This is a genomic window from Bradyrhizobium sp. WBOS08 (assembly GCF_024585125.1).
Classification (GTDB): domain Bacteria; phylum Pseudomonadota; class Alphaproteobacteria; order Rhizobiales; family Xanthobacteraceae; genus Bradyrhizobium; species Bradyrhizobium japonicum_B.
In genome coordinates this window covers 3267561-3289319 of sequence record NZ_CP028988.1, presented here as the reverse complement: position 1 = coordinate 3289319, position 21759 = coordinate 3267561, and the positions used below count along the sequence as shown (strand labels likewise).

At 64.0% G+C, this 21759-nt stretch carries 23 protein-coding genes; 5 read left to right on the top strand and 18 right to left on the bottom strand.

Features of this window, described 5'->3' with window-relative positions; all coding sequences use genetic code 11:
* Window positions 1-26: 26 nt before the first annotated feature.
* From DCM80_RS15690 to DCM80_RS15640, 11 genes are all read right to left on the bottom strand, one after another.
* The gene (locus DCM80_RS15690; RefSeq protein WP_257197824.1) at window positions 27-230 is read right to left on the bottom strand and encodes a hypothetical protein; all 204 of its coding nucleotides are present in this window, start codon (window positions 228-230) and stop codon (window positions 27-29) included.
* Window positions 231-356: 126 nt separating this feature from the next.
* Window positions 357-1079: an SDR family NAD(P)-dependent oxidoreductase gene (locus DCM80_RS15685; RefSeq protein WP_257197822.1), complete on the bottom strand. Its 723-nt coding sequence runs from the start codon at window positions 1077-1079 to the stop codon at window positions 357-359.
* Window positions 1072-2454, bottom strand: coding sequence for a class I adenylate-forming enzyme family protein (locus DCM80_RS15680; protein WP_257197821.1), 1383 nt, complete (start codon window positions 2452-2454; stop codon window positions 1072-1074). The genes DCM80_RS15685 and DCM80_RS15680 overlap by 8 nt, the downstream gene beginning before the upstream one ends.
* On the bottom strand, window positions 2441-2686 hold the full coding sequence (locus DCM80_RS15675; RefSeq protein WP_028134192.1) for an acyl carrier protein: 246 nt from the start codon (window positions 2684-2686) through the stop codon (window positions 2441-2443). The genes DCM80_RS15680 and DCM80_RS15675 overlap by 14 nt, the downstream gene beginning before the upstream one ends.
* Before the next feature lie 141 nt (window positions 2687-2827).
* Window positions 2828-4642 carry a long-chain-acyl-CoA synthetase gene (locus DCM80_RS15670; protein ID WP_257197820.1) on the bottom strand — a complete coding sequence of 605 codons (1815 nt, stop codon included), beginning with the start codon at window positions 4640-4642 and terminating at the stop codon, window positions 2828-2830.
* 182 nt (window positions 4643-4824) lie between these two features.
* On the bottom strand, window positions 4825-5088 hold the full coding sequence (locus tag DCM80_RS15665) for a DUF3551 domain-containing protein (RefSeq protein ID WP_257197819.1): 264 nt from the start codon (window positions 5086-5088) through the stop codon (window positions 4825-4827).
* Window positions 5089-5120: 32 nt separating this feature from the next.
* Entirely contained in the window at window positions 5121-5393 is a 273-nt protein-coding gene (locus DCM80_RS15660) for a DUF3551 domain-containing protein (protein ID WP_028134189.1), read from the bottom strand.
* Between the two features lie 174 nt (window positions 5394-5567).
* Complete coding sequence (gene htpG / locus DCM80_RS15655; protein WP_257197818.1) at window positions 5568-7445, bottom strand: molecular chaperone HtpG; 1878 nt, start codon at window positions 7443-7445, stop codon at window positions 5568-5570.
* Between the two features lie 132 nt (window positions 7446-7577).
* Window positions 7578-8000 (bottom strand): hypothetical protein, encoded by a 423-nt coding sequence (locus DCM80_RS15650; protein ID WP_257197817.1) that lies wholly within the window; start codon window positions 7998-8000, stop codon window positions 7578-7580.
* Window positions 8001-8993: 993 nt separating this feature from the next.
* Window positions 8994-9230, bottom strand: coding sequence for a hypothetical protein (locus tag DCM80_RS15645; protein WP_257197816.1), 237 nt, complete (start codon window positions 9228-9230; stop codon window positions 8994-8996).
* A gap of 43 nt (window positions 9231-9273) precedes the next feature.
* Entirely contained in the window at window positions 9274-10092 is an 819-nt protein-coding gene (locus DCM80_RS15640) for a Crp/Fnr family transcriptional regulator (RefSeq protein ID WP_257197814.1), read from the bottom strand.
* Between the two features lie 161 nt (window positions 10093-10253).
* Between DCM80_RS15640 and DCM80_RS15635 the strand changes: the two genes are divergently transcribed.
* The 3 genes from DCM80_RS15635 to DCM80_RS15625 all read left to right on the top strand — a co-directional run bounded on the left by DCM80_RS15635 (window position 10254) and on the right by DCM80_RS15625 (window position 13901).
* Window positions 10254-12284, top strand: a complete 2031-nt coding sequence (locus tag DCM80_RS15635; RefSeq protein WP_257197813.1) for an ATP-binding protein — start codon at window positions 10254-10256, stop codon at window positions 12282-12284.
* The gene (locus DCM80_RS15630) at window positions 12281-12940 is read left to right on the top strand and encodes a response regulator transcription factor (protein WP_257197812.1); all 660 of its coding nucleotides are present in this window, start codon (window positions 12281-12283) and stop codon (window positions 12938-12940) included. The genes DCM80_RS15635 and DCM80_RS15630 overlap by 4 nt, the downstream gene beginning before the upstream one ends.
* A gap of 544 nt (window positions 12941-13484) precedes the next feature.
* The gene (locus DCM80_RS15625) at window positions 13485-13901 is read left to right on the top strand and encodes a BA14K family protein (protein WP_257197811.1); all 417 of its coding nucleotides are present in this window, start codon (window positions 13485-13487) and stop codon (window positions 13899-13901) included.
* A gap of 155 nt (window positions 13902-14056) precedes the next feature.
* On the opposite strand, the gene DCM80_RS15620 is transcribed toward DCM80_RS15625, so the two are convergent.
* From DCM80_RS15620 to DCM80_RS15610, 3 genes are all read right to left on the bottom strand, one after another.
* On the bottom strand, window positions 14057-14242 hold the full coding sequence (locus DCM80_RS15620) for a hypothetical protein (protein WP_257197810.1): 186 nt from the start codon (window positions 14240-14242) through the stop codon (window positions 14057-14059).
* 143 nt (window positions 14243-14385) lie between these two features.
* Entirely contained in the window at window positions 14386-14985 is a 600-nt protein-coding gene (locus tag DCM80_RS15615; RefSeq protein WP_257197809.1) for a nuclear transport factor 2 family protein, read from the bottom strand.
* Window positions 14986-15121: 136 nt separating this feature from the next.
* A complete protein-coding gene (locus DCM80_RS15610; RefSeq protein ID WP_257197808.1) occupies window positions 15122-15928 on the bottom strand; it encodes a response regulator in 807 nt (268 codons plus the stop codon).
* 207 nt (window positions 15929-16135) lie between these two features.
* Here DCM80_RS15610 and DCM80_RS15605 point away from each other — a divergent pair, with 207 nt between their 5' ends.
* Window positions 16136-16369 (top strand): NepR family anti-sigma factor, encoded by a 234-nt coding sequence (locus tag DCM80_RS15605; RefSeq protein ID WP_028134180.1) that lies wholly within the window; start codon window positions 16136-16138, stop codon window positions 16367-16369.
* Complete coding sequence (locus DCM80_RS15600; protein WP_018316216.1) at window positions 16369-16917, top strand: sigma-70 family RNA polymerase sigma factor; 549 nt, start codon at window positions 16369-16371, stop codon at window positions 16915-16917. The genes DCM80_RS15605 and DCM80_RS15600 overlap by 1 nt, the downstream gene beginning before the upstream one ends.
* A 91-nt stretch (window positions 16918-17008) precedes the next feature.
* Here the strand turns inward: DCM80_RS15600 and DCM80_RS15595 are convergent, their stop codons facing one another.
* From DCM80_RS15595 to DCM80_RS15580, 4 genes are all read right to left on the bottom strand, one after another.
* Complete coding sequence (locus DCM80_RS15595) at window positions 17009-17710, bottom strand: nitroreductase (protein ID WP_257197807.1); 702 nt, start codon at window positions 17708-17710, stop codon at window positions 17009-17011.
* Between the two features lie 132 nt (window positions 17711-17842).
* Window positions 17843-19087, bottom strand: coding sequence for an acyl-CoA dehydrogenase (locus DCM80_RS15590; RefSeq protein WP_257197806.1), 1245 nt, complete (start codon window positions 19085-19087; stop codon window positions 17843-17845).
* Window positions 19088-19204: 117 nt separating this feature from the next.
* Window positions 19205-20449, bottom strand: coding sequence for an acyl-CoA dehydrogenase (locus DCM80_RS15585; RefSeq protein ID WP_257197805.1), 1245 nt, complete (start codon window positions 20447-20449; stop codon window positions 19205-19207).
* Window positions 20450-20589: 140 nt separating this feature from the next.
* The gene (locus DCM80_RS15580; RefSeq protein WP_257197804.1) at window positions 20590-21717 is read right to left on the bottom strand and encodes an acyl-CoA dehydrogenase family protein; all 1128 of its coding nucleotides are present in this window, start codon (window positions 21715-21717) and stop codon (window positions 20590-20592) included.
* Window positions 21718-21759 lie beyond the last annotated feature (42 nt).

Sequence of the window (21759 nt, the reverse complement as noted above, 5' to 3'; positions counted from 1 at the left end):
ATGATCCGGACGTGCGCAGCGGCTTTCTAGTGCAGCTTCTCGTCCTGACGCTTGCGCGAGGTGTCGAGCGATGCGTCATGGCAGCCGACCAGACGGACGAATTGCTGCGGGTACATCTCATAGCCATGGCCGCCGGAATTCTGATGCGCCATCGGCGGGCAATGGACAACGTCCGGCTGGGCTTGCTGCGTCCGGCCCCGGATTGAAGCGGCCGTGTTTGGCATGGCCATGGACTGCTCCTCGTCGATTAGGGCAGATCGATTGACGTAACCCAACCGATTACGGGGCATATTACGACCAATTCGGGCTGAATGTCATTGCGCCCGATCAACGCAATCATGCCGGCCGAGTTCCGCTCATGCCGTATTGCCCGCATCGACGGTGAACACGGTGCCGGTGACGTTGCGGCCGCCGTCCCCCAGCAGATATTCCACCATGCGCGCGACATCGTCTGTCTCCGGCAGCCGGCGCAGCGCGCTGCGTCCGGCGATGCGCTTGCGCCCTTCGTCGGAGAGATTATGGGTGAGCTCGGTATCGATGAAGCCCGGTGCGATCGCATTCACGGTGATGCCGACCTTGCCGACCTCGCGCGCCAGCGAGCGGGTGAAGCCGGTGGCAGCCGCCTTGGTCGCACCGTAGACGGACAGGCCGTTATAGCCGGTCGTCGCGATGATCGAGGAGATGTTGATGATGCGGCCGGCGCCGTCCGCCATCATCTGCCGCGCAACGTATTTGGTGAGGATGATCGGCGACAGCACGTTGAGCTGCACCAACGCTTCGATCTCGGAATTGTGCATGGTGGCGAGCAGGCCTTCGGTACCGAGGCCGGCATTGTTGACGAGGCCGTAGACCGGGCCGAACTCGTCGCGCACGAGCTTTGCAAAGGCCGGGATCGCGTCGATCACGGCAAGGTCGCAGGCGCGGAAATGCAGGCGTCCCTCGGACTGGGAGATTGCGCCCTCGAGCTCCTCGCTCTGGCGCCGTGCCACTGCGATCACGTTGTAGCCGGCACCGACCAGGCGTCTGCCGATCGCCAGACCAATGCCGCGGCTGCCGCCGGTGACGAGAACGTTATGCATCGGTGCGCGCCAATTTGCCGGCCGGCGTGACGTCGAGCGCCTCGACGAAGCGGATCACCGCCGGCACCTTGTGCGAGGCGAGCTGCGCACGACACTGAGCCAGGATCTGGTCGCGGATCTCCTTCGCGCGCGCCTGATCGGTGCCGTCGGCCAGGACCACGTCGGCGACGACGATGCCGCCGGTGATCGGGCTCTTGCGCGATTTCGCCCGCGACATCCGTACGTCGGAATGACGGTTGATCACCGCCTCGATCTCCTCGGGGTGGACCTTCAACCCGCCGATATTGATGATGCCGCCGCGACGGCCGACGAAATAATAGCGGTCGCCGCGCAGCTCGACGATGTCGCCGCTGTCGACGAAGCCGTCGTCATCGGTGAGCGCCGCGGTGCTGCGCCCGACATAGGCATGCGCGGTGCGCGTCGAACGGATCCGCAGCGAACCGTCGACCACCTTCATCTCGACGCCGTTGCGATTGCCGAGATAGTCGGCCGGAAAGCCTTCCAGCCCGTCATTCACGGCGAAGCCGACGCCGGCCTCGGTCGAGGCATAGGCGTGACCGACCGAGGAATTGGGGAATGCCGCCTTCAACCCGTCGAGCACCGCCTGGTCGGCGATTTCGCCGGAGAGACGGACGTAAGCCGGGGCGAATTTCGTGGCCGAACCGCTCATCAGGAGCTTGCGCCAGTGCGACGGCGTGCCGGAGATGTGCGAGACGCCACGCGCCTTCAGCCGCGCGACGTGATCGCCGAGCGCTTCATGCGGGTCCGACAGCACCATCGAGCCGCCGGACAGGATGGCGCGGAGGAAGATCTGCAGGCCGCCATAGCGGCGGATGTCGTAGAACGTCGCCCATACCGGCGCAGGTCCGCGCGCGGGACCTTCGGCGACGATGGCGCCGGTCAGCGCTTCCAGCGTGTGACCGACGATTTTCGGCACGCCTGAGGTGCCCGAGGTCAGCATCAGCCATTCCGTGGCGCGCTCGGTCTTGGCCGGCGCGGCCGCTTGAAGCGGCAATTGTGCCGTCACGACCATCGACACGCCGGAATCGACCCAGCGACCGGGTTCGTCGGTGACGACGGCATCGATCCCGGCATCCGCGATCAGTGCGTCGAGATGCGCCGGGTTGAGATCGGGCGGGCACAGCAACATGCGGCTCACGATGCCGTCGAGCTCGATCATGGCCAGGCCCGACCGGAGCTGGTCGGGCAGCTTGAGCAGCACGGAGCGGCCCGACAATTCGCGCAGGCGGCCGCCCAAGACCGTCTGCGACAGGATATCGGTCAGCGACACGACATCATGCGCGTCGGAGATCGTGCGGCCTTTCAACTCCGCGCCGAGATGGTCGCGGAGCGCAAAGATCTCACGCGGGGACATTTTCGTAGGCCCGCACGAAATCGCCCACGGTGGCGGGGAATGCTGCGTCCTCGGAAATGGTGAAGGGGTCGACGCCGGTGTCGTCCTCGAGACGCGCCACCAGGATGGCGAAGGCGAGCGAGTCGAAGCCCGTCTCGTGCAGCGACAGATCGTCCGACAGCTCCGGAAGCGTGACGTTCTGCTCCTTGGCGATCTGCCGGATCGCCTCGATGACCTTCGACCTTACCGACATGGCTGGCTCGCTTTGTTATCGTTGGTGTTGCGGCGGCTCGTGCTGGCCGCCTCCCCATGGCCGCCTGTTTACCCGAGAGAAGTAAATGGCTTCTTGGACAATTCAGATAAAATTGGACCTATCTGCCGATTTTGGCGGGGATTACAGCCTGATCGAGCCGCCCAGGATTGCCGCATAAACCTCAGTATCCAGCGGGACATAGGCTCCGAATTTCGAGTCTGCCATGAACAACGGGTCGGGGATCGCGGCGGGATCGAAGCCTTCCCGCAACAGATCGCCCTTCTTCTGCTTGAACGTCTCGGTCGCATCGATCTCGCGAGAGATGCGGATGAAGACCGGACGCGCATAGGCCGGCAAGCGTTGCGACAGATGTGCGGGCAGCGCCGCAATGTCAAAGCCCTCGTTGACCACGATCGCGCTCATACCGGCGCGGCCATCGGCGCCGGGGATGCTGACGCCGTAGGTGGTGGCATCGACCACGCCGGTGAAATCGCGCATCACCTCGTTCACCTCAGAGGTCGCGACGTTCTCGCCCTTCCAGCGGAACGTATCACCGATCCGATCGACGAAATAGAAGAACCCCTTGTCGTCGATCCGCATCAGATCGCCGGTGCGAAACCAGGCATCGCCCTTGGCAAACACATCGCGCAGTATCTTCCTCTCGGTTTCGCCGGCGTCGGTGTAGCCCTCGAAGCGCCCCCCACCCTCGTCGGCGGTGCCGATGCGGCCGATGGCTTCGCCGGCCTCGCCGCGGGCGCAGGCGATGCAGAAGCCCTTTTCATCGCGCAGCGGCGCGCCGTTGTCCGGATCGAGCCTGACGAGATTGGCAGGGAAGCGATGCGCCAGCAGCGGCGGGATGCGGCCGATCGCGCCCGGCTGCCCCTCGACATTGAACAGCGAGAAATTTCCTTCCGTCGCCGCATAGAATTCGAGGATACGGGGAATGGCGAAACGCGCCTGAAAGTCCTCCCAGATATCGCCGCGCAGGCCGTTGCCGCAAACGAGGCGGAGACGATGGCGGTTCTCGTATTCCGAGGGCGGAGCCCTGAGCAGGTAACGGCAGAGCTCGCCGATATATTGAAACAACGTGCAGTCGTGGCGGACGATGTCCGACCAGAAATGCGACGCCGAAAATTTCTCGGCGATCACCACCGAGCCGCCGGCGGCGAGCATGCTGCACGGCGCGACGATGCCGCCGACCGAGTGGAACAACGGCAGGCAATCATAGAGCCGGTCTTGCGGGCTCGCGCCGGTGAGGCCGGCGAACCAGAAGCCCCAATTGAGAATACGACGATGGCTGATGCTGGCGGCCTTCGGCAGGCCCGTCGTGCCCGAGGTGTAGATCAGCAGCGCGCGGTCGTCGATGGTGATTTCGCCGTGCTCCGCCGGCGACAGCGGCGCGTCGTCCAGCGCCGCAAGCGCGACGTCGATGGCGCGGTCGCCGCGGGCGTCGCCATGCGTCCACACCTTGGCCTGACTTTTAAGATGCGGCGCGGCTCCCTCCAGCATCTCCGTCAGCTCATGCGCCACGATGATGTGGGAGGGCCTGGCGACGTCGATGCAATGCGCGAGCGACGGTCCGACCAGCTTGGTGTTGAGAAGCGCGACCACGCCACCGACCCGGCTGATGCCGAGCCACGCTGCGAGATAGTCGATGCCGTTCGGCATGATCAAGGCAACGACATCGCCCTTGGCCACGCCGACCGAACGCGTCCAGCGCGCGTAGCGATTGATGCGTTTCGACAGGCCGGCATAGTCGACACTTGCGTCGTCCGTCAGCAGCGCAACGCGGTCGGGCTGGCGCTGTGCCCAATCGTCGATGACGTCGGCGAACAGGCGTCCCGGCAGCGTCTCGATCCGCGCGGTGAGCTCGATCGCCTTCAGCCAGATCCTGGAGGCCGACGGTGCGCGCGCGACTTTCGGCTGCTCGATGACGCCGGTGGTCATATTGTTCACTCTTTCGGGCGGTCTGCGTTTCCCGCAGTCTAGCCCGTGCGCCCTGACCCAGGCGTTAAAAGACAAGGTAAACCCGGTTAGGAGGCGATTAACGCTAGCCATCCTTTACCAGGCCGACGCTTTCGGCGGCATGCGGTCAGCGCAGGCCGATGGCCGGCGCAAGATGGCGGGCGTAGCGGCCGCTAGCCGCTGCGCTTGTGACGCGGGCGCTGCGAAGGTGTTTTGGGTTGATAATACGGATTGAGATCGCAGGTCGCTGCGCGGCCCGAGGCCGTGGCGCGGCACTGCGGCATCGATGTGAAAGAGCAATCATACCAGTTCAGGCCGCCGCGACCGGCATAGACATGCATGCAGACAGGATAGCGCGGATCGTAGGTCTGCGCCTGCGAGGGGGTGGCCACGAGCAACGCCGCAATGGCCGTAATCGGGTACGACCAGAGACGCACGACAGGGTCCTCCTGCACGGCACATTGACGATCTATTGCGGCCTCTTGTGGCGCCGGCGCGGCGGCGGCTCGTTGTAGGCGTAATAGGGATTGGGGTCGCAGGTCGCGGCAAGGCCCGACGCCGTCGCGCGGCACTGCTCCATCGAGGTAAACGAGCAGTCGAAATAGTCACCGCCTCCGCCACCGGGGCCGCCGACGTAGCGGTGCATGCAGAAGGGATAGGCCGGATCGTATCTCTGCGCGCTGGCATCCGCTGCGCCAAGCAACGTGAAGATCGCGGTGAGGATGAGGAATGGCAGGCGCATGGGGGAAATCCTCGAATTAGTAGCGTCGCTTCATATGACACAACATCTCGTCGTCCGCGACTGTTCCGCAGGCCTGATGACGTCGAGGTGAGTGGACCGCACAACGCCAAAAGCGATGCGCGGCGGAGAGGGAGTGACGGTCAAGCCCAGCCGGAACGATGCTGCGAGGCAGCGCTAGCCGCCCAGCCCCTGCAACACCAGCCGGTTCAGCCTTGTCGCGAACGCCGCCGGGTCTTCCGGCAGTTCGCCGTCCAGGATCTGCGCCTGCTCGAGCAGGAGCAGGCTGAGATCGTCGACGGTTTTCGAGCCGGCTTGCGCCTTGGTGAGCGCCGTCACCAGCGGATGACGCAGATTGATCTCGAGGATCGGCTTGGTGCGCAGGCCCCGGTCCTGCTGCGACAGGATGCGCTCGAGCTCGCGGCTCGGGCCCTGGCTGTCGGCAACGAGGCAGGAGGCCGAGCTGGTGAGGCGCGTCGAGGCCTTGACATCGCTGACGCGCTCGCCGAGCGCGGCCTTGATCACGGCAACGGTGGCGGCCTCATCGGCGGCCGGCTCCTCCTTCTTCGCCTCGTCCGCCTCGTCGATGCGCGGGATCAGGTCGAGATTGAGATCGCCCTGGCTCAGCGACTTCAGCGGCTTGCCCTCGAACTCCGACGGCATCGAGGTCCAGAAGGCATCGACGGGATCGGACAGCAGCAGCACCTCGATGCCGCGCGCGGTTGCCGCCTCGAGCCGCGGATTGGACTTCAGCCGCTCGATGCTGTCGCCGACGAGATAGTAGATCTCGGTCTGGTTGGGCTTGAAATCGGCGATGACCTGCTTCAGCGAACGCTTCTCGCCCGACGTCGTGGTGAAGCGCGACAGGGCCAGCAGCTTTTCGCGCCGCTCGAAATCCTCGTAGATGCCTTCCTTGAGGACCGCACCGAACCCGTCCCAGATCTTGGCAAAATTGTCCGGATCCTTGTCGGCGAGGCTTTCGAGCTCCGACACGACCCGGGTCGCCACCGCCTTGCGGATCTGCGCCAGCTGCGGATTGTTCTGCAGCATCTCGCGGGAGATGTTGAGCGGGAGATCCTCGCTGTCGACGACGCCGCGGATGAAGCGCAAATAACCCGGCAACAGATCGGCATCATCGGTGATGAAGACCCGGCGAACGTAAAGCTTCACGCGGCCCTTGCGGTTCGGCTCGAACAGGTCGAACGGCTTGGCCGAGGGCGCGAACAGCAGCACGGCGTAGGAATAGCGCCCCTCGGCACGATAATGCAGCGTCATCGCGGGATCGTCGAAGGCGGATGCGATCTGCTGATAGGCCTTCTTGTAGTCCTCGCCCGTCAGCTCGGACTTCGAGCGCTGCCACAGCGCGCTCGCCGAATTGATCTGGCGCGGCTCGCCTTCTTCCGGCACGAGCTCGATGGGGAACAGGATGTTGTCGGAATAGGCATGAACGATGCGCTCGATCTCGAAGGCCTCGAGATATTTCCTGGCATCGTCCTTCAGGTGCAGGACGATCTCGGTGCCTCGCGGCACGCGGGCCGCCTCCTCGTCGCTGGCGCGGGAGATCTCGAAGCCAGAGCCGCCGGAGGAGGTCCAGGTCCAGACATCGCTCTCGCCGGCGCGGCGGCTGATCACGACGATCTTCTCGGCGACCATGAAGGCGGAATAGAAGCCGACGCCGAACTGGCCGATCAGGCCGAGACCGTCCTTGGCCTCCTTCAGCTTGGACACGAACGCCTTGGTGCCGGAGCGGGCGATGGTGCCGAGATGATCGATCAGCTCCTGCCGCTCCATGCCGATGCCGTTGTCGGCGATCACGAGCGTTTTGGCCTGCTTGTTCGGGGCGATGCGGATCTTGAGTGCGTCGCCCTCGCCCAGCAACGCCGGGCTGGCAATCGCCTCGTAGCGGAGCTTGTCGCAGGCGTCGGAGGCGTTGGAGACGAGCTCGCGCAGGAAGATGTCGGTCTCGGAATAGACGGAGTGCACCATGAGGTGCAGCAGCTCGGAAACCTCGGCCTGGAAGGGCTGCGTATGCACAGCCGTGTCTGACGTCGTCATGCGTTTACCCGGTCAAAACGAAGGGAAAGAAACCCGGGATATAACGCGAGGCGAGGGGGGATCAAGTGGACGTGAAAAATCGCCCTCCCGGCGGGAGGGCGATCTGTTCGATCGCTCGGCGGACTCGGCGGATCAGGTCACACAACGACCGGGCTGGAGCAGCTTCGCGACCTCGGTCAGCGAGCTGACCATCGGCTCGCAGGCGATCGTCGGTTTGGTGCGCACCTTCTTCTGGTTCTGCAGCAGTGCCGGCGGCTTGGCGTTACCGGTCTCGATCGCCGCCGGGACCCGCAGCAGCACCGACGTGGCGGCGAGGTCGTTCAGCCGCATCGAGACGGTGCGGGTGGGAACCGCGGCCGGCTTGAGCTCGGCAAGACGGTCGGCCTTGCCGGCGCGATTGACGTTGTGACCTGGGGCGTGGCTCAGGCTGTGGCTGGGCAGATCGGCGACCGCCTGCCAGCGGTCGGCCAGATCGTGGCCGGAGGCCAATTGCACCGCGCCGAGCGTCGCGGCCATCGCGATTGCGCCTAAAAAAACCTTATAAATCTGTGACATGGCTGTCGGTCCCTCGCCCCATGGCGATCGCGGGAACAACGCGGGGCGTGGACCGGGGGTTCTTGGCCGTGACGATCACTTAACCGTGTCCGGCTGGCGCAACAGCGGACGCAAAATATTTCGCAAGGCTTGGAACGTCTTGCATGGACAGGAGTCGTCTCAGCAGCCGGCTATTCCCCCCTGCCCCATAAGCCGGCGACGTAGGGCGCGACTGTGGTGATGCCAGTCGCGCCTTACTTTTGTCTGCTAGAGCCCCACGAGAGCCCCGTTCGAAGTCCGGAGGGCGGCGTCAGGCGAGCGCCGGCCGCGCGTTTCGCCGCGCCGACGCGACGTCGGGAATTTCCTGACGGTGCCTGGGGAATCAACCCGACTAGTCCCAAGGCCATTTGAACTCCAGCTTTACCCAGCACCACTCCCATCCCGGGAGACTGGATATGACAATGTTCGTGCGGTCGACCATCGGCAGCAGATCACCTAACGGCCGAAGTGACGGCCCCCGCGCTCTGTTGCCCGGACCGGGAGGCTCTCGGCCCACCCGCAACGTCCCAGCGCCTGCCGGGAAATCGTGGCGTCGGGCGACGATCTTCCAGACCGTCCTCGACCGGGTTTGGGAATCGGTCTTGGCGCGCTACGTGTCATCCGGCACATCTAAGGCACGAGAATGATCGGAATTGTCGTCGCCTGCATGATGTTCTTCAGCGCGAGCATTCTTGTGGCGCACCTGATCGATGCCATCAGCGATCCGGCCGAGGATTCCTTCTAGGTGTCGCCGCTTCGTAGCGGCACGCAGCAAGCCGAAGGCAGACGAAAACAAGGGTTCTGCTCACCCGCGCTTCCTACGGTTGCCGAAGCTTGTCCAGCTCGATCCGCATCGTGGCCTAACTGGCCCGATCCGCGCTGAAAAGACAGGCCTCCCGAAAAGGATCTACGGCGCAAAGCGTGCTTGGCCCCTCATTTCGCAATATGCCGGGTGAACCGACTGCGCAAAGTCGATCAGGCGACAGCTTTCAATCGCGCCCGCAGCTTCAGACGCTCCACAGCCCGCGCGACAGCCGGATCATAAACAATGAACTCGATCATATTCAGAACCTCGTGCTGCTCGGACCTGCACGGGGGCCCGGCAGCTCCGGCCGACGCAAGCAGGCGTTTGGCCTCATCGAGTGCCTCTACAAGAATTTCCGCGTCGGATTGCAACTTTCTCTTCCCAACGATCGTGGCCGCCAAACTCATATCGCTATACTCCTGTGTCTGAGCCCTACTTGAAAGCGAGACGTCACGGATGCGCGACGCGCAACGCAACCGGTCCTGACAGAGAATTCTCGTGGGCGGACCGAATGACGCGGAAGCAGTTGCACGACGCCTCCTCCAGGCGGGTTTCGTCGACGATCACTGTTCGTCCGCGGCTCCGCCGAATCAGGCCGTTGGCTTCCATGTCGCCCACCGCCGTCGTGATGCCGGCACGGCGTACGCCGAGCGCCTGCGCCATGCATTTGTGAGTCAGTGCAAGCTCGTTGTCTCCGATCCGATCGCGCGCGACCAGCAGCCATCGGGCTAGCCGCTGGGACAGATTGTGCCGCGAGTTGCATGCCACCAACTGGGAGCTGTGAATCAGCGTTGCCTGAACGTAGCGCAGCAACAGCTTTTCCACCTCGATATCCGTCTTGATCAACCCGATCAGGGCGTCGGTTTCGATCCGCAGCGCCCTTCCAGGGACGTGAACGGTGCACCGGTGGGGAGAGACCCGCATTCCAAGCACCAGGGGGACGCCGACGAAGTCCCTTTTCCCCAAGGTATGGATTTCAACAGGCGGGCAATCTCCGGCCCGGGTCGTGAGCGATGCCGCGCCGGACTCGATGAAGTACGCATGTTGCAGCGGAAGACCTCGCTCCTGCAGCACCTGTCTTGCCGTCAATCGGATCGAATCGCAGCGATCCAGAAGCGATCGACGCGACCGCGGCGAGAGATGCGCGATGAGGTCATTGTCCGAGGCGAGAGGCGACATGTCGCGCGTCTGGGGAGCGATCCTCGATACGATCGACGATGACGTCTCCGAATTTCGCGCGTCCATTTTCGCAAGATCCAGTTCCAGCATGTGCCACCTCGTGGTTGCCGTTTGACCAATCATGGGGAACGGGTCACGCTTGGCCCAGTCGGGCTGAAGGACGGTTTCTGTCAGGAAAAGCCTGACAAGCGGGGCTTGTGCTGGGTTGCGGCGCTTTTCGAATCGCGGCTATGTTGAGCGAGGCATCGACAGTGAAAGCAGTTGTCCAACCAGGTTCGGCGCGGGCCGCGCAACGTCCGCTGATCCTGCTCGTCATGGCAGCGGCCATTCCGCTCGTTCTGTTCGCGGGCTGGGTCGTTTTCCTGAATGCCCGTCAAGAGCGGACCGACTCGCGCCTTGCCGCCCTCGAAACGCTCGACCGTGTCGTGACACGCATCTCTTCGGATCTGGCGCTTCAGGTCCAGATCGCGGAGACGCTTGCTGCCTCAGCCAGCCTCGATGGTTCGGACCTCGCATCGTTTTATGTCGAGGCTCTACGTGTCAAGGAGACCAGGCCTCTCTGGGAAACGATCGAGCTGGTTGATCCCAAGGGCAATCAAGTGCTCAATCTGCTGCGCCCCATCGGGGCCGATCTCGGGGCGACTGCGGATCGGGAGAATTTCGAGAGAATCCTGACGACGCGCAAGGCGGCGATCGGGGGAATTGGACCTCTGGGTCCGATTTCCGGCAAGCGCCTCGTCGCCTTGCGAGCACCTGTCGAACGGAATGGCGACCTCAGGTTCGTCCTGACCGTCGCGCTGGTGCCCGACGCGGTCAGCCAGATTTTAAAGAGCGCGGGGGCGCCGCCTGGATGGGTCGGCGTCGTCGTCGACGGCAAGGGCAATATCGTCGCGCGGACCATTGCCGAGCAATTTGAGCTAGGACGTCCAGCTGGCGCATCCGTGCGGGAAGCAATCGCCCAGGGGTCCCAGGGCAGCTATGTCGGTACGACACTCGAAGGAGCCAAGGTCGATTCCATCTACAAGGAACTGCCAGGCACAGGTGGCTGGTCCGTGCATCTCGGCATCCCAACGGACCAACTCGACGCCCCGGTCCGCCGCTCGGCGATCTTTCTCGCCAGCGGAGGCGCCGTGAGCTTGGCCCTCGGGCTCGCGCTCGTCTGGTTCACCGCGCGTGACATATCGCAGCGACGCGTCGAGCAAGAGGCTCAGGCCGCGCTGGCCCTGAGACAGAGCGAGGAAAGACGACGGCTGATGGTCGATGCGGCGGATCTCGGAGTATTCAGCTGGAATGTGCCGACCGGCGAAGTCATCGCCTCGCAACGGGCCCTGGACATGCTCAGGATCACCAAGAGCACCGCCACCGGAGATGTGAGCCTGCCCTTCGAGACGCTCCTGACCGGCATCGATCCAGCGGACCGCGACTCATTCGAGAAAATATTGCTGCAATCCCGCAAGAGCGACGCCGTCGCCGCGGAGTTCCGTACCGCTCCTCCGGACGGCCGCTGGCTGCGCGCCAGCGGCCGCAGCTCACGGATCGACGGACACAACGCGGAGGTCGTCATCGGCGTGCTCCTGGACATTGACGAGATGAAGCGGGCTGAATTCGACCGCCAGCGTCTGCTGCGGCGGCTGGGCGACGCCGAAGAAAACGAGCGCCGGCGAATTTCTCGTGAATTGCACGATCAGATCGGTCAGACCGTGACCGGACTGTTGCTGGGGTTGAAGAACCTCGAACAATCGCTCGCGGCGACGTCGTCCGATCCGGTTCAGGTCGATAAGTTGCACTGGCTGCAGGGGCTCGCCAGCGCGATCGGACGAGACATTCACCAGATCGCTGCAGACCTTCGTCCCACGGCGCTAGACGATCTTGGACTGCACAGAGCCATTGAAGCATTCTGTGCGGAGTGGACCCGACGCTTCGGAATCAGCACCGACGTCCAGTTGATCGGACCGACAGATCGGCTTCCGCTCGAGGTCGAGATCGCCCTTTACAGGGCAATTCAGGAAGCTCTTAACAATGTGGCCAAGCACGGCAATGCACGCAACGTCAGCCTCGTCTTCGACCGGCGAAAGGACGAACTTCGCGTCATCGTCGAAGACGACGGAACCGGCTTTGATCCGTCGAAATTGTCGAGCCTCAGCGCTTCCAGGCTCGGCCTTTCCGTCATGGAGGAGCGACTGGCGCTGCTCGGCGGATCACTTACCGTCGAATCCGCGCCCAACATCGGGACAACGCTCTTCATGACAGTACCTCTTGCCGGACGGGACGCAGCCTCGTGAAACCGATCCGAATCACACTGGCTGACGATCACCCACTTGTCCTTGCGGGCATGAAGGCCTTGCTCGAGCCCGTTCAGGACATCTCCATCGTTGGCGAGGCGACCGACGGGAAGAATGCGATCGACGTCATCGGCAGGGAGCGGCCGGATATTGCCGTGCTGGATATCTCGCTTCCGATCATTGGTGGCATCGAGCTGGCGCAACGAATTGCGATCGAGTACCCCAACGTTCGCTTGCTGGCGCTCACGGTGCATGAGGATCGTGCTTACGTGCAGCCAATGCTGCAGGCCGGCGCACGCGGATATTTGCTCAAGCGATCCGCGGCGGATGAACTGGTGCGGGCCATCCGTGCGATCGCGGAGGGCGGGATCTATTTGGACCCGGCGATCGCGGAGAAAGCGCTGCCATCTCCACCGGGTGACCACGCACCTTCCGAAAGTGCAACTCAGCAGGAGCTTACGCCGCGGGAGGCCGAGGTACTCCGCTTAGTTGCCCAGGGATTCAGCAACAAGGAAATCGCTGCGCGGCTGGACGTCAGCATCAAGACCATCGAAACCCATAAATCGAGAGCCGTCGAAAAATTGGGGCTGCATAAGCGTGCCGACATCGTACGCTACGGCGTCTCGCAGGGCTGGCTCGATCATCTGTCCAAGTAATCAAGTAGTAAAGACCGACGGTGCCGTGACAGTCCTCGCGCGTGCATCGTCCCGGCGCTCGCATGCAGCGGAGCTCAGCAAAGACCCCGGCTCGGGGGCTGAGCCGGGGTCCCTGCAGCAATCGAGGGGGCTGACACCGGAACTGGGGATCCAGCATCAAGGTAATTGTGATGCCCGGCTCCTCGCTTTTCAATGCGCAACGGTACGCTTCCGCGCCGTGTTATCGAGTTTGGCCGCACGCTGTGCTTGGTGCGTGACAGACGTCGGCTCGGGGTGGTTCAAAAGGGATGACGAGTGCGCGAACTCTTCAGTCTGACGGAAACGGCTCCGGCGCAAGCGCCGGAGCCGTTTCCCTCCTGAAAGTGATTTTGACGGCCTGAATTTTTGTCTTCGCCGCGATGCCATTTTACAATGGACGCATCGCAGATGTCGAGCATACCGGCTCGCAACGTACGCTTCGGTACGCACTCCTGCAGTGCCCGTCGATGGACAGCTTGCTTCGGTACGTGTCCGTACCCGCCTTGACTGAACTCCGGGCCAGCCAATGAATTTGCCTGACGCGAAGCAAGACAAACGGAGATTGAAAGTGCGACATTTGCGAAAACTAACTGTTGCAGGCGGGGTCCTTGCGGTCACTCTTGGCGTGAGCGGTGCGATCGCCGCGCCTCTGGCGGTGCAGGGCAAGCCCGGCGCGCCCTCTGACATCGTCGCCGTTCAATGGCGAGGAGATTGGCATCATCGTCATCACCATCGCGGATGGCGCCATGGGTATCCGCACCGCTACAGCTGGGGCCCGGCGCTGGGCGGGCTTGCGGCCGGCGCCGTCATCGGGGGAGCGATCGCGAACAGTCGCGCCCAGGCTGCGGAGAACGATGCGTATTGCTCGCAGCGCTTCCGATCCTATGACCCGGGTTCGGGCACGTATCTTGGATATGACGGGCAGAGGCATCCCTGTCCGTGATTTCATGCGGGCGACGGATCTCGGGCAACCCTTCCTGATACGCACAACGCCGAGCAGAACATCGGAACGTCGTGCTCAACGGGAACGGGATCGATCGACGGTTTCCGTCGCCCGCTTGCCACGTCGCGATTCGTCCCCGTCGGCGCGCGAGGGTATCAGTCGAGAAAGACCACGACCTGAGCCGTCCCGACTGCGATGAACACGAGGATCAGGGGTGGATACAGGATGGATGCTGCCTCGAAGCGCAGGAAACGCGGACTGCCGCCCTGCCGGTCGGGCAGTCCGACGTAAATCAGCACCACGGCAATCACCAGCATCAACGAGCCGATCGCGAGTCCCATGATCTCCTCCTCGACGGTCCTGGCTGGATTTTGCGCGTCCTTACGTCCTGTCGTCAGTCAGGTAACGTCCATCCCGTGTCAGGAAATTCCCGACCCGCACGGGCGCATCCTGCCGTCAGGGAACGTGGCCAGTCGTCGAACGCTTAGTTCGCCTTACCCGCCAGCCAATCCCGCCCCTCGCCGTAGAGCTTCTCGACCTCGGCTCCGGTCAGGCCGGGCATGTCGCGCTTGACCTTGTAGCCGATCAGCTCCTGCATGTAGGCGAGATGGCGATAGCCTTCGGGCAGCACGGCGAGCGCTGCCTGGTCGAGGCGGAGCGTCGCGGCGGGATCGACCGGATCGATGCGGTCCTTCTCGTAGATCGGCTGGCGGCGGACGATGCCCCATTTACCCTGCCGCTTCTCCAGGAAATCGTAGAAGCGGCCGGTGCAGACGACGTCACAGAGCACGTCGTGCACGAGGGCGCGCTGCGAGATCGTCATCTTGGTCTGGGCGATCGCCCGTGCGCCGGAAAGATCGATGCTGGTGCCGCCGAGGAAATGCAGGATGCGTACGCCCTTGGCGAAGCCCTCCTGGCTGACGCGCATGAACTCCCGCGCCGGCCCCTGAAACCAGGTGGCGGACATCCAGCCCTCGTCGTGCCAGACCGTGGCAAAGTGCTCCCAGTCGCCGGCATCGCGCCAGACCGCCCAGTTCTCGACGAGGTCGCGAATGGCGAGGCGATCGAGCAGTTGCTGGTCCATAGGCACATCTCCGACGAGGATCACCCATGAGGTATGAGCGGCCTCGCCGATGCACGTCAAGGGCAGGCGACCGGCACGAAAAACCGGCGTGCCTTGCAGCACGCCGGTTCAGATCGTTTCGCGAATGTCGGTCGCCTTACGCCGCCGGCGCCTTCGGCGCGCGGTTGCGCGAGTTGCGCTGGAAGAACAGGGCCTGGCTCGCCACCGCCGACACCATCGCGGGCTGGAACGGTTTCGAGATCAGGAACGCCGGCTCCGGACGCTCACCGGTGAGGAAGCGCTCGGGGTAGGCGGTGATGAACACCACCGGCACCTCGAAGGTGCGCAGCAATTCGTTGACGGCATCGAGGCCCGAGGAGCCGTCGGCAAGCTGGATGTCGGCGAGGATGAGCCCGGGCCGCTTGTTCTTGGCCAGCGCCACCGCATCGGCATGGGTGCGCGCGACGCCGACGACATTGTGGCCGAGATTCTTCACCAGGCTCTCGAGGTCCATGGCGATGAAGGTCTCGTCCTCGATGATGAGCACGTCGGTCGCGATCTCGGCCGCCATCTCGCGTCCGGCGGTGTCCGCCAGCCGCCGCGTCTCGGCGACGTCGGTGCCGAGGATGAAGGCGACCTCCTCCTCCGAGAATCCCTCCAGGGAGAGCAGCAGGAAGGCCTGCCGCGGCAGCGGCGTGATGTTCGACAGCCGTCGCTCCGGCGGCATCGGCAGGGTCGCCACCTCCGAATCGTCATTGACGGAGACCGAATTCCAGATCTGGGTGAATAGCCGGAACAGCCCGACGCGGGGGCCATGGCTCTCGTCGAGCACGCTGGGATCTCCGAGCATGGCTTCCAACATGGCTGCGACATAGGCGTCGCCGGATGCCTGGCTGCCCGTCAGGGCGCGCGCGTACCGGCGCAACAACGGCAAGTGTTCGGCAACGAGCTGTGAACGGGACATCCCCACTCCATTCATCTTCGGGCCAACCTGGCAACGCGGGGGGCCCGGGTTCCCCTGCTGGCTGTCTACGCCTCAGCCCAAGAAAAGTTCCGCTGGGGGCGGAACTTTTTCTCGAACCTGGAATTGTGCCTATCCAGGGAACGGCTCCCGGTTGAGAAAACTTCTCGATTTTACAGTAACTTAACTCGGGGAAACGTGGAACAGGTCATGAAAGATCTCAAGTCTCAAGCAACCAGAAGCACGACCCCCGGCAAGGGAGGGCTCACTCCGGAGATTCAATCCCGGATCGGGCATCAGCTGCGTGCCATGTACGACGACGTGGTACGGCAGGGGGTTCCGGATCGGTTCGCAGAACTGATCAAGAAGCTTGATGCCCAGGGAGCCACACCCCAAGTGGAAAATGACGGGGGATCTAACGACAACACCAATGGGAGGGATTAATGCCTCTCACGGACTCCCTGCGTAACGACATCCTGGCGGCCGTACCCAGCCTGCGCGCCTTTGCCATCTCGCTCAGCGGCAATGCCGACCGCGCCGACGACCTGGTGCAGGAGACGCTGCTCCGCGCGCTCGCCAACATCGACTCGTTCCAGCCCGGCTCCAACCTGCCGGCGTGGCTGTTCACGATCCTGCGCAACCTGTTCCGCTCGGACTATCGCAAGCGGCGGCGCGAGGTCGAGGATGCCGAGGGCAATTACGCCAAGACGCTGAAGACGCAACCGTCGCAGAACGCGCATCTCGAGTTCGAGGAATTCCGCACGGCGCTGGACAAGCTTCCCCAGGACCAGCGTGAAGCGTTGATCCTGGTCGGCGCCTCCGGCTTCTCCTACGAGGACGCGGCTTCGATCTGCGGCTGCGCCGTCGGCACGATCAAGAGCCGCGTCAACCGCGCGCGCTCGAAGCTCGCCGCGCTGCTCTACGTCGACGGCGCCGAGGATTTCGGGCCGGATGAGACCGTGCGGGCCGTGATCGGCGGCAGCGGCGGCTGACGGCCGGCGTTCTCGAGTTCGAGACAACAGCAAGGCGGCCGCTTCTGCGGCCGCCTTTGCATGCGTGCGCGAACGACGCCGCCCGCGCCGATCACTCCTCCACGAAAGTGACGGTTTCGGCCACGCTCGCACGCGAGGTGCGATAGCTGTTGACCTTGTGGGCGTGGTCGGCATAGCCGAACGAAATGCCGCAGACGATGCGGCGATCGTCAGGCAGGTTGAAGTGGCGGCGGATCAGGCCGGAGTGCCGCGCCAGCGCCGCTTGCGGAATCGTCCCTAGCCCGAGCGCCTGGGCGGCCAGCATGAAGTTCGAGACATAGGCGCCGCAATCGATCGCGCCGTAAATGCCGAGCGGTTCGTTGGTGTGAATGATCGCGACATGCGGCGCACCGAAGAAATTGTAGTTCTCCAGCGCCTGCCTGGCGTAGGCGCTTCTGTCGCCGCGTGCGATACCGAGCGTGTTGTAGAGCTGAAAGCCGCTCTCGCGGCGGCGTTCGAGATAGACGCCGACATATTCGCGCGGCGGGGTGAAATCATAGTCGTCGCCGAGGCCGCCCGAGGCCTCCTTGTAGATCGCCTCGCGGAAGCGCTCCTTGGCCGCGCCGCTGGCGATGACGACCTGCCAGGGCTGGCTGTTGCACCAGGACGCGGTGCGCTGGGCGGTGGCCAGCACATGCTCGATGGTGGCGCGGTCGACCTGCTTGGGCAGGAAGGCGCGGACGGAGTAGCGCTCGTTGAGGAGCTCTTCGAGCACGTCGATGCGGTTTTGGGTCTGGCTCACTTTTGCGTCCATGGTCAGCTCTTGCTTCGTAGGCTGGGCAAAGGCGCGTAGCGCCGTGCCCACCGACAGACTTTCCCCGGCGCATCTGCATATGGTGGGCACGCTTCGCTTTGCCCACCCTACGAGACACAGCCATGGACTGGATCACCGTCCCTTGGTCGGGATCTTGTTGTACGGCACGTCCTTGTCGACGCGGATGTCGCCGGGCAGGCCCAGCACGCGCTCGGCGATGATGTTGCGCAGGATCTCGTCGGTGCCGCCGGCGATGCGCATCGAGGGCGAAGACAGCAGCATCTGTTGGAACTGACCCTGCACAATCTCCTCGTCGCTGCCGGTGAGCGCGCCGGCCGCGCCCTGCAGGTCCATGGCGTAGGTCGCGATGTCCTGCAGCATCATGCCCGAGACCAGCTTGCCGATCGAGTTCTCCGGGCCCGGCCGCTCGCCCTTCGAGAGCGCCGAGATGGTGCGGTAGCTCGTGAATTTCAGTCCGTTCGACTTCGCCGCCCAGCTCGCCAGCTTCGAGCGCACGGCGGGATCGTCGATGGCCGGGCCATCCTCAAGCATGAGGTTGGAGCAGAACTCGAACATCTCGGGCACGCCGGTCGCAAGGCGCGCGCCGATCGACATGCGCTCGTTCATCAGCGTGGTCAGCGACACGCTCCAGCCATCGCCGACGGCGCCGAGACGCTGGCTGTCGGGGATCACCACGTCGGTGAAATAGACCTCGTTGAACTCCTGCATGCCGTTGGCCTGCTTGATCGGGCGCACCTCGACGCCGGCGCTCTTCATGTCCAGGAAGAACATGGTGAGGCCCTTGTGCTTGGGCACGTTCGGATCGGTCCGCGCGATCAGGAGCCCGTAGTCGGAATAATGCGCGCCCGAGGTCCAGATCTTCTGGCCGTTGACGATCCAGTCGTCGCCCTTCTTCTCCGCGCGGGTGCGAAGCCCCGCAACGTCCGAACCGGCGGACGGCTCGGAGAACAGCTGGCACCAGATCTCCTCGCCCGAGGCGAGCTTCGGCAAGTATCGGCGCTTGGCATCCTCGCTGCCGAACGCCATCACGGTCGGGCCGCACATGCCCTCGCCGATCTGGAACGGCTGCGTCAGCTTGCCGTAGACGCCCTCCTCCTGCTGCCAGATCACCTTCTCGATCGGCGTGGCGCCGCGGCCGCCATATTCCCTGGGCCAGTGCAGGCAGGCCCAATTGCCCTCGAACTTCTTCTTCTGCCAGGCCTTGCCGACCTCGACGATGTCGCGATTGGCGAGGCGGATACGGCCGAGCGAGGATTTCGACAGCTCGGCATGCAGCTCCTTGGGCGCATTGGCCTCGATCCATTGGCGCGCGGTGTCGCGGAAAGCGGCTTCCTGCGGGGTGTCGTCGAAATTCATGGCGGACCTCTCAATCCTTGCTCGGTGCGTAGGGTGGGCAAAGCGAAGCGTGCCCACCGCTTCCCTCGATAAAATTCGTGGGCACGGCGCTGACGCGCCTTTGCCCACCCTACGATTCTAGCCTCTTCCCTTCGTCGGGATCTTGTTGAACGGCACGTCCTTGTCGACACGGATGTCGCCGGGCAGGCCCAGCACCCGCTCGGCGATGATGTTGCGCATGATCTCGTCGGTGCCGCCCTCGACGCGCGTTCCGGGCGCGCGCAGCAGCATGGCCTGGAAACGGCCGGCGAGTTCGGCATCCTCGCCGCTGATCACGCCGCTCGCCCCCTGCAGATCCAATGCGTAGGTCGCGACGTCCTGGATCATCGAGCCCGCCACCAGCTTGCCGATGGAGTTTTCCGGCCCCGGCCGCTCGCCTTTCGACAGCGCCGAGATCGCGCGCATGCTGGTGTATTTCAGCCCGCTCGCCTTCACTGCCCAGTTCGCCAGCTTCGAGCGCACCGCACGATCATCGATCGCCGGGCCATCGTCGAGCATCAGGTTGGAGCAGTATTCGAACAATTCAGGGAATCCGGTCGAGACCGCGGCGCCGATCGCGCTGCGCTCGTTCATCAGCGTGGTCAGCGAGACGTTCCAGCCGTCGCCGACCTCGCCGAGGCGCTGATGATCGGGGATACGGACATTGGTGAAATAGACCTCGTTGAAGTCGGAGGCCCCGCTCGCCTGCTTGATCGGCCGCACCTCGACACCGGGACTCTTCATGTCCAGGAAGAACATGGTGAGGCCTTTGTGCTTGGGCACGGTCGGATCGGTGCGCGTCAAGAGGATGCCGTAGTCGGAATAATGCGCGCCCGAGGTCCAGATCTTCTGGCCGTTGACGATCCAGTCGTCACCGTCCTTCTCCGCACGCGTCCGGAGCCCTGCGACGTCGGAGCCGCCGGCGGGCTCGGAGAACAGCTGGCACCAGACCTTCTCGCCGGAGGCGAGCGGCGGCAGGTAGGTGCGCTTATGCTCCTCGCGCGCGAACGCCATCATGGTCGGCCCGCACATGCCGTGGCCGATGATGAACATGCGGGAGAGCTGGCCGAACGGCCCCTCTTCCTGCGACCAGATCACACGCTCGATCGGCGAGGATCCGCGGCCGCCATATTCCTTCGGCCAGTGCAGGCAGGCCCAGCCGGCATCGGCCTTCTTCTTCTGCCAGGCCTTTGCGACGTCCAGGATATTGGCGTTCTTGAGCACGGTACGCCCGAGCGAGGATTTGCGCAGCTCCTCCTCGTACTGCTTGGGCGCGTTCGCCGCGATCCAGGCGCGGGCGGTGGCGCGAAATTCGGCTTCCTGCGGGGTGTCGTCGAAGTTCATGGTGCTTCTCTGTCTTCGTAGGGTGGGTTAGCCGAAGGCGTAACCCACCTCTTTGGTTTCCTCATCGACAGACGAGGTGGGTTACGCCAAGCGACTTGCGCTTCGCGCAATCCGCTCGGCTAACCCACCCTACGATCCCCTCACGCCGCGTTCTTCTTGCGCATGCGGTCGATCAACTGGTCTTCCCAATAAGAGAGGCTGCCGAGCCCCAGCGCCATCGCGTTGGCGCGGCGGTAGTACACGTGGCAGTCGAACTCCCAGGTGAAGCCCATGCCGCCGTGAACCTGGATGTTGTTCTTGGCGCAGTGCTGGAACGCCTGTGTCGCGCTGATGCGCGCGGCGGCCGCGGCTTCCGGCAGCTCGGCGGCATTGGTCGAGAGCGCCCAGGCGCCGTAATAGCTGTTGGAGCGCGCCAGCGTCGCCGAGACGTACATGTCGGCGAGCATGTGCTTGACCGCCTGGAACGAGCCGATCTGGCGGCCGAAGGCGATGCGGTCGAGCGCGTAGTCGCGGCCCATCTCCAGCGCGCGATCGGCGCCGCCGACCTGCTCGAAGGCGCACAGCACCGCCGCACGGTCGAGCACCTGGGTGAGAATGCTCCACCCTTCGCCGGCTGCGCCGAGCGGTTCGGCCTTACAGTCTTTGAAGATGATCTCGGCCTGCCCGCGAGTGGGATCGAGATTGGTGAGTCTCTTGACCTCGACGCCACTGGATTTGAGGTCGACCAGGAACAGCGAGATGTCACTCTCGCGCCCGCTCGACCCGGTGCGCGCAGCGACCACCGCGAAATCGGCGATGGCGCCATCGGGGACGGGCTTCTTGACGCCGTTGAGCACGCCGTTCGCAGCCGTCAGCTTGACGTTCTTCGGCGCCGGATTGCCCTTGCCCTCGAACAGCGCCAGCGTGCCGATCGCCTCGCCCGAGGCGATGGCGGGCAGCCACTTCTTCTTTTGCGCGTCGCTGCCCGCGATCAGCAGCGCTTCGGCGGCGAGGTAGACGGTCGAGGAGAACGGCACTGGCGCGTTGGCCCGGCCCATCTCCTCCGCGATCACGCAGAGCTCGAGATGGCCGGCGCCGGCCCCGCCGTATTCCTCGGGGATTGCAACACCGAGGAAGCCCATCTCTGCGAGGCCCTTCCACAGCTCCTTGTCGTAAGGCGACTTGCCGTCGAGCACCACGCGCACCGCCTTGGGCGAGCATTTCTCGGCGAGGAACTTGCGCGCCTGGTCGCGGAGCTGTTTCTGATCGTCGGAGAAGTCGAAGTTCATGGCGGGCTATCCTTGTTTATTCGTTGTCATTTATTTGTGCCG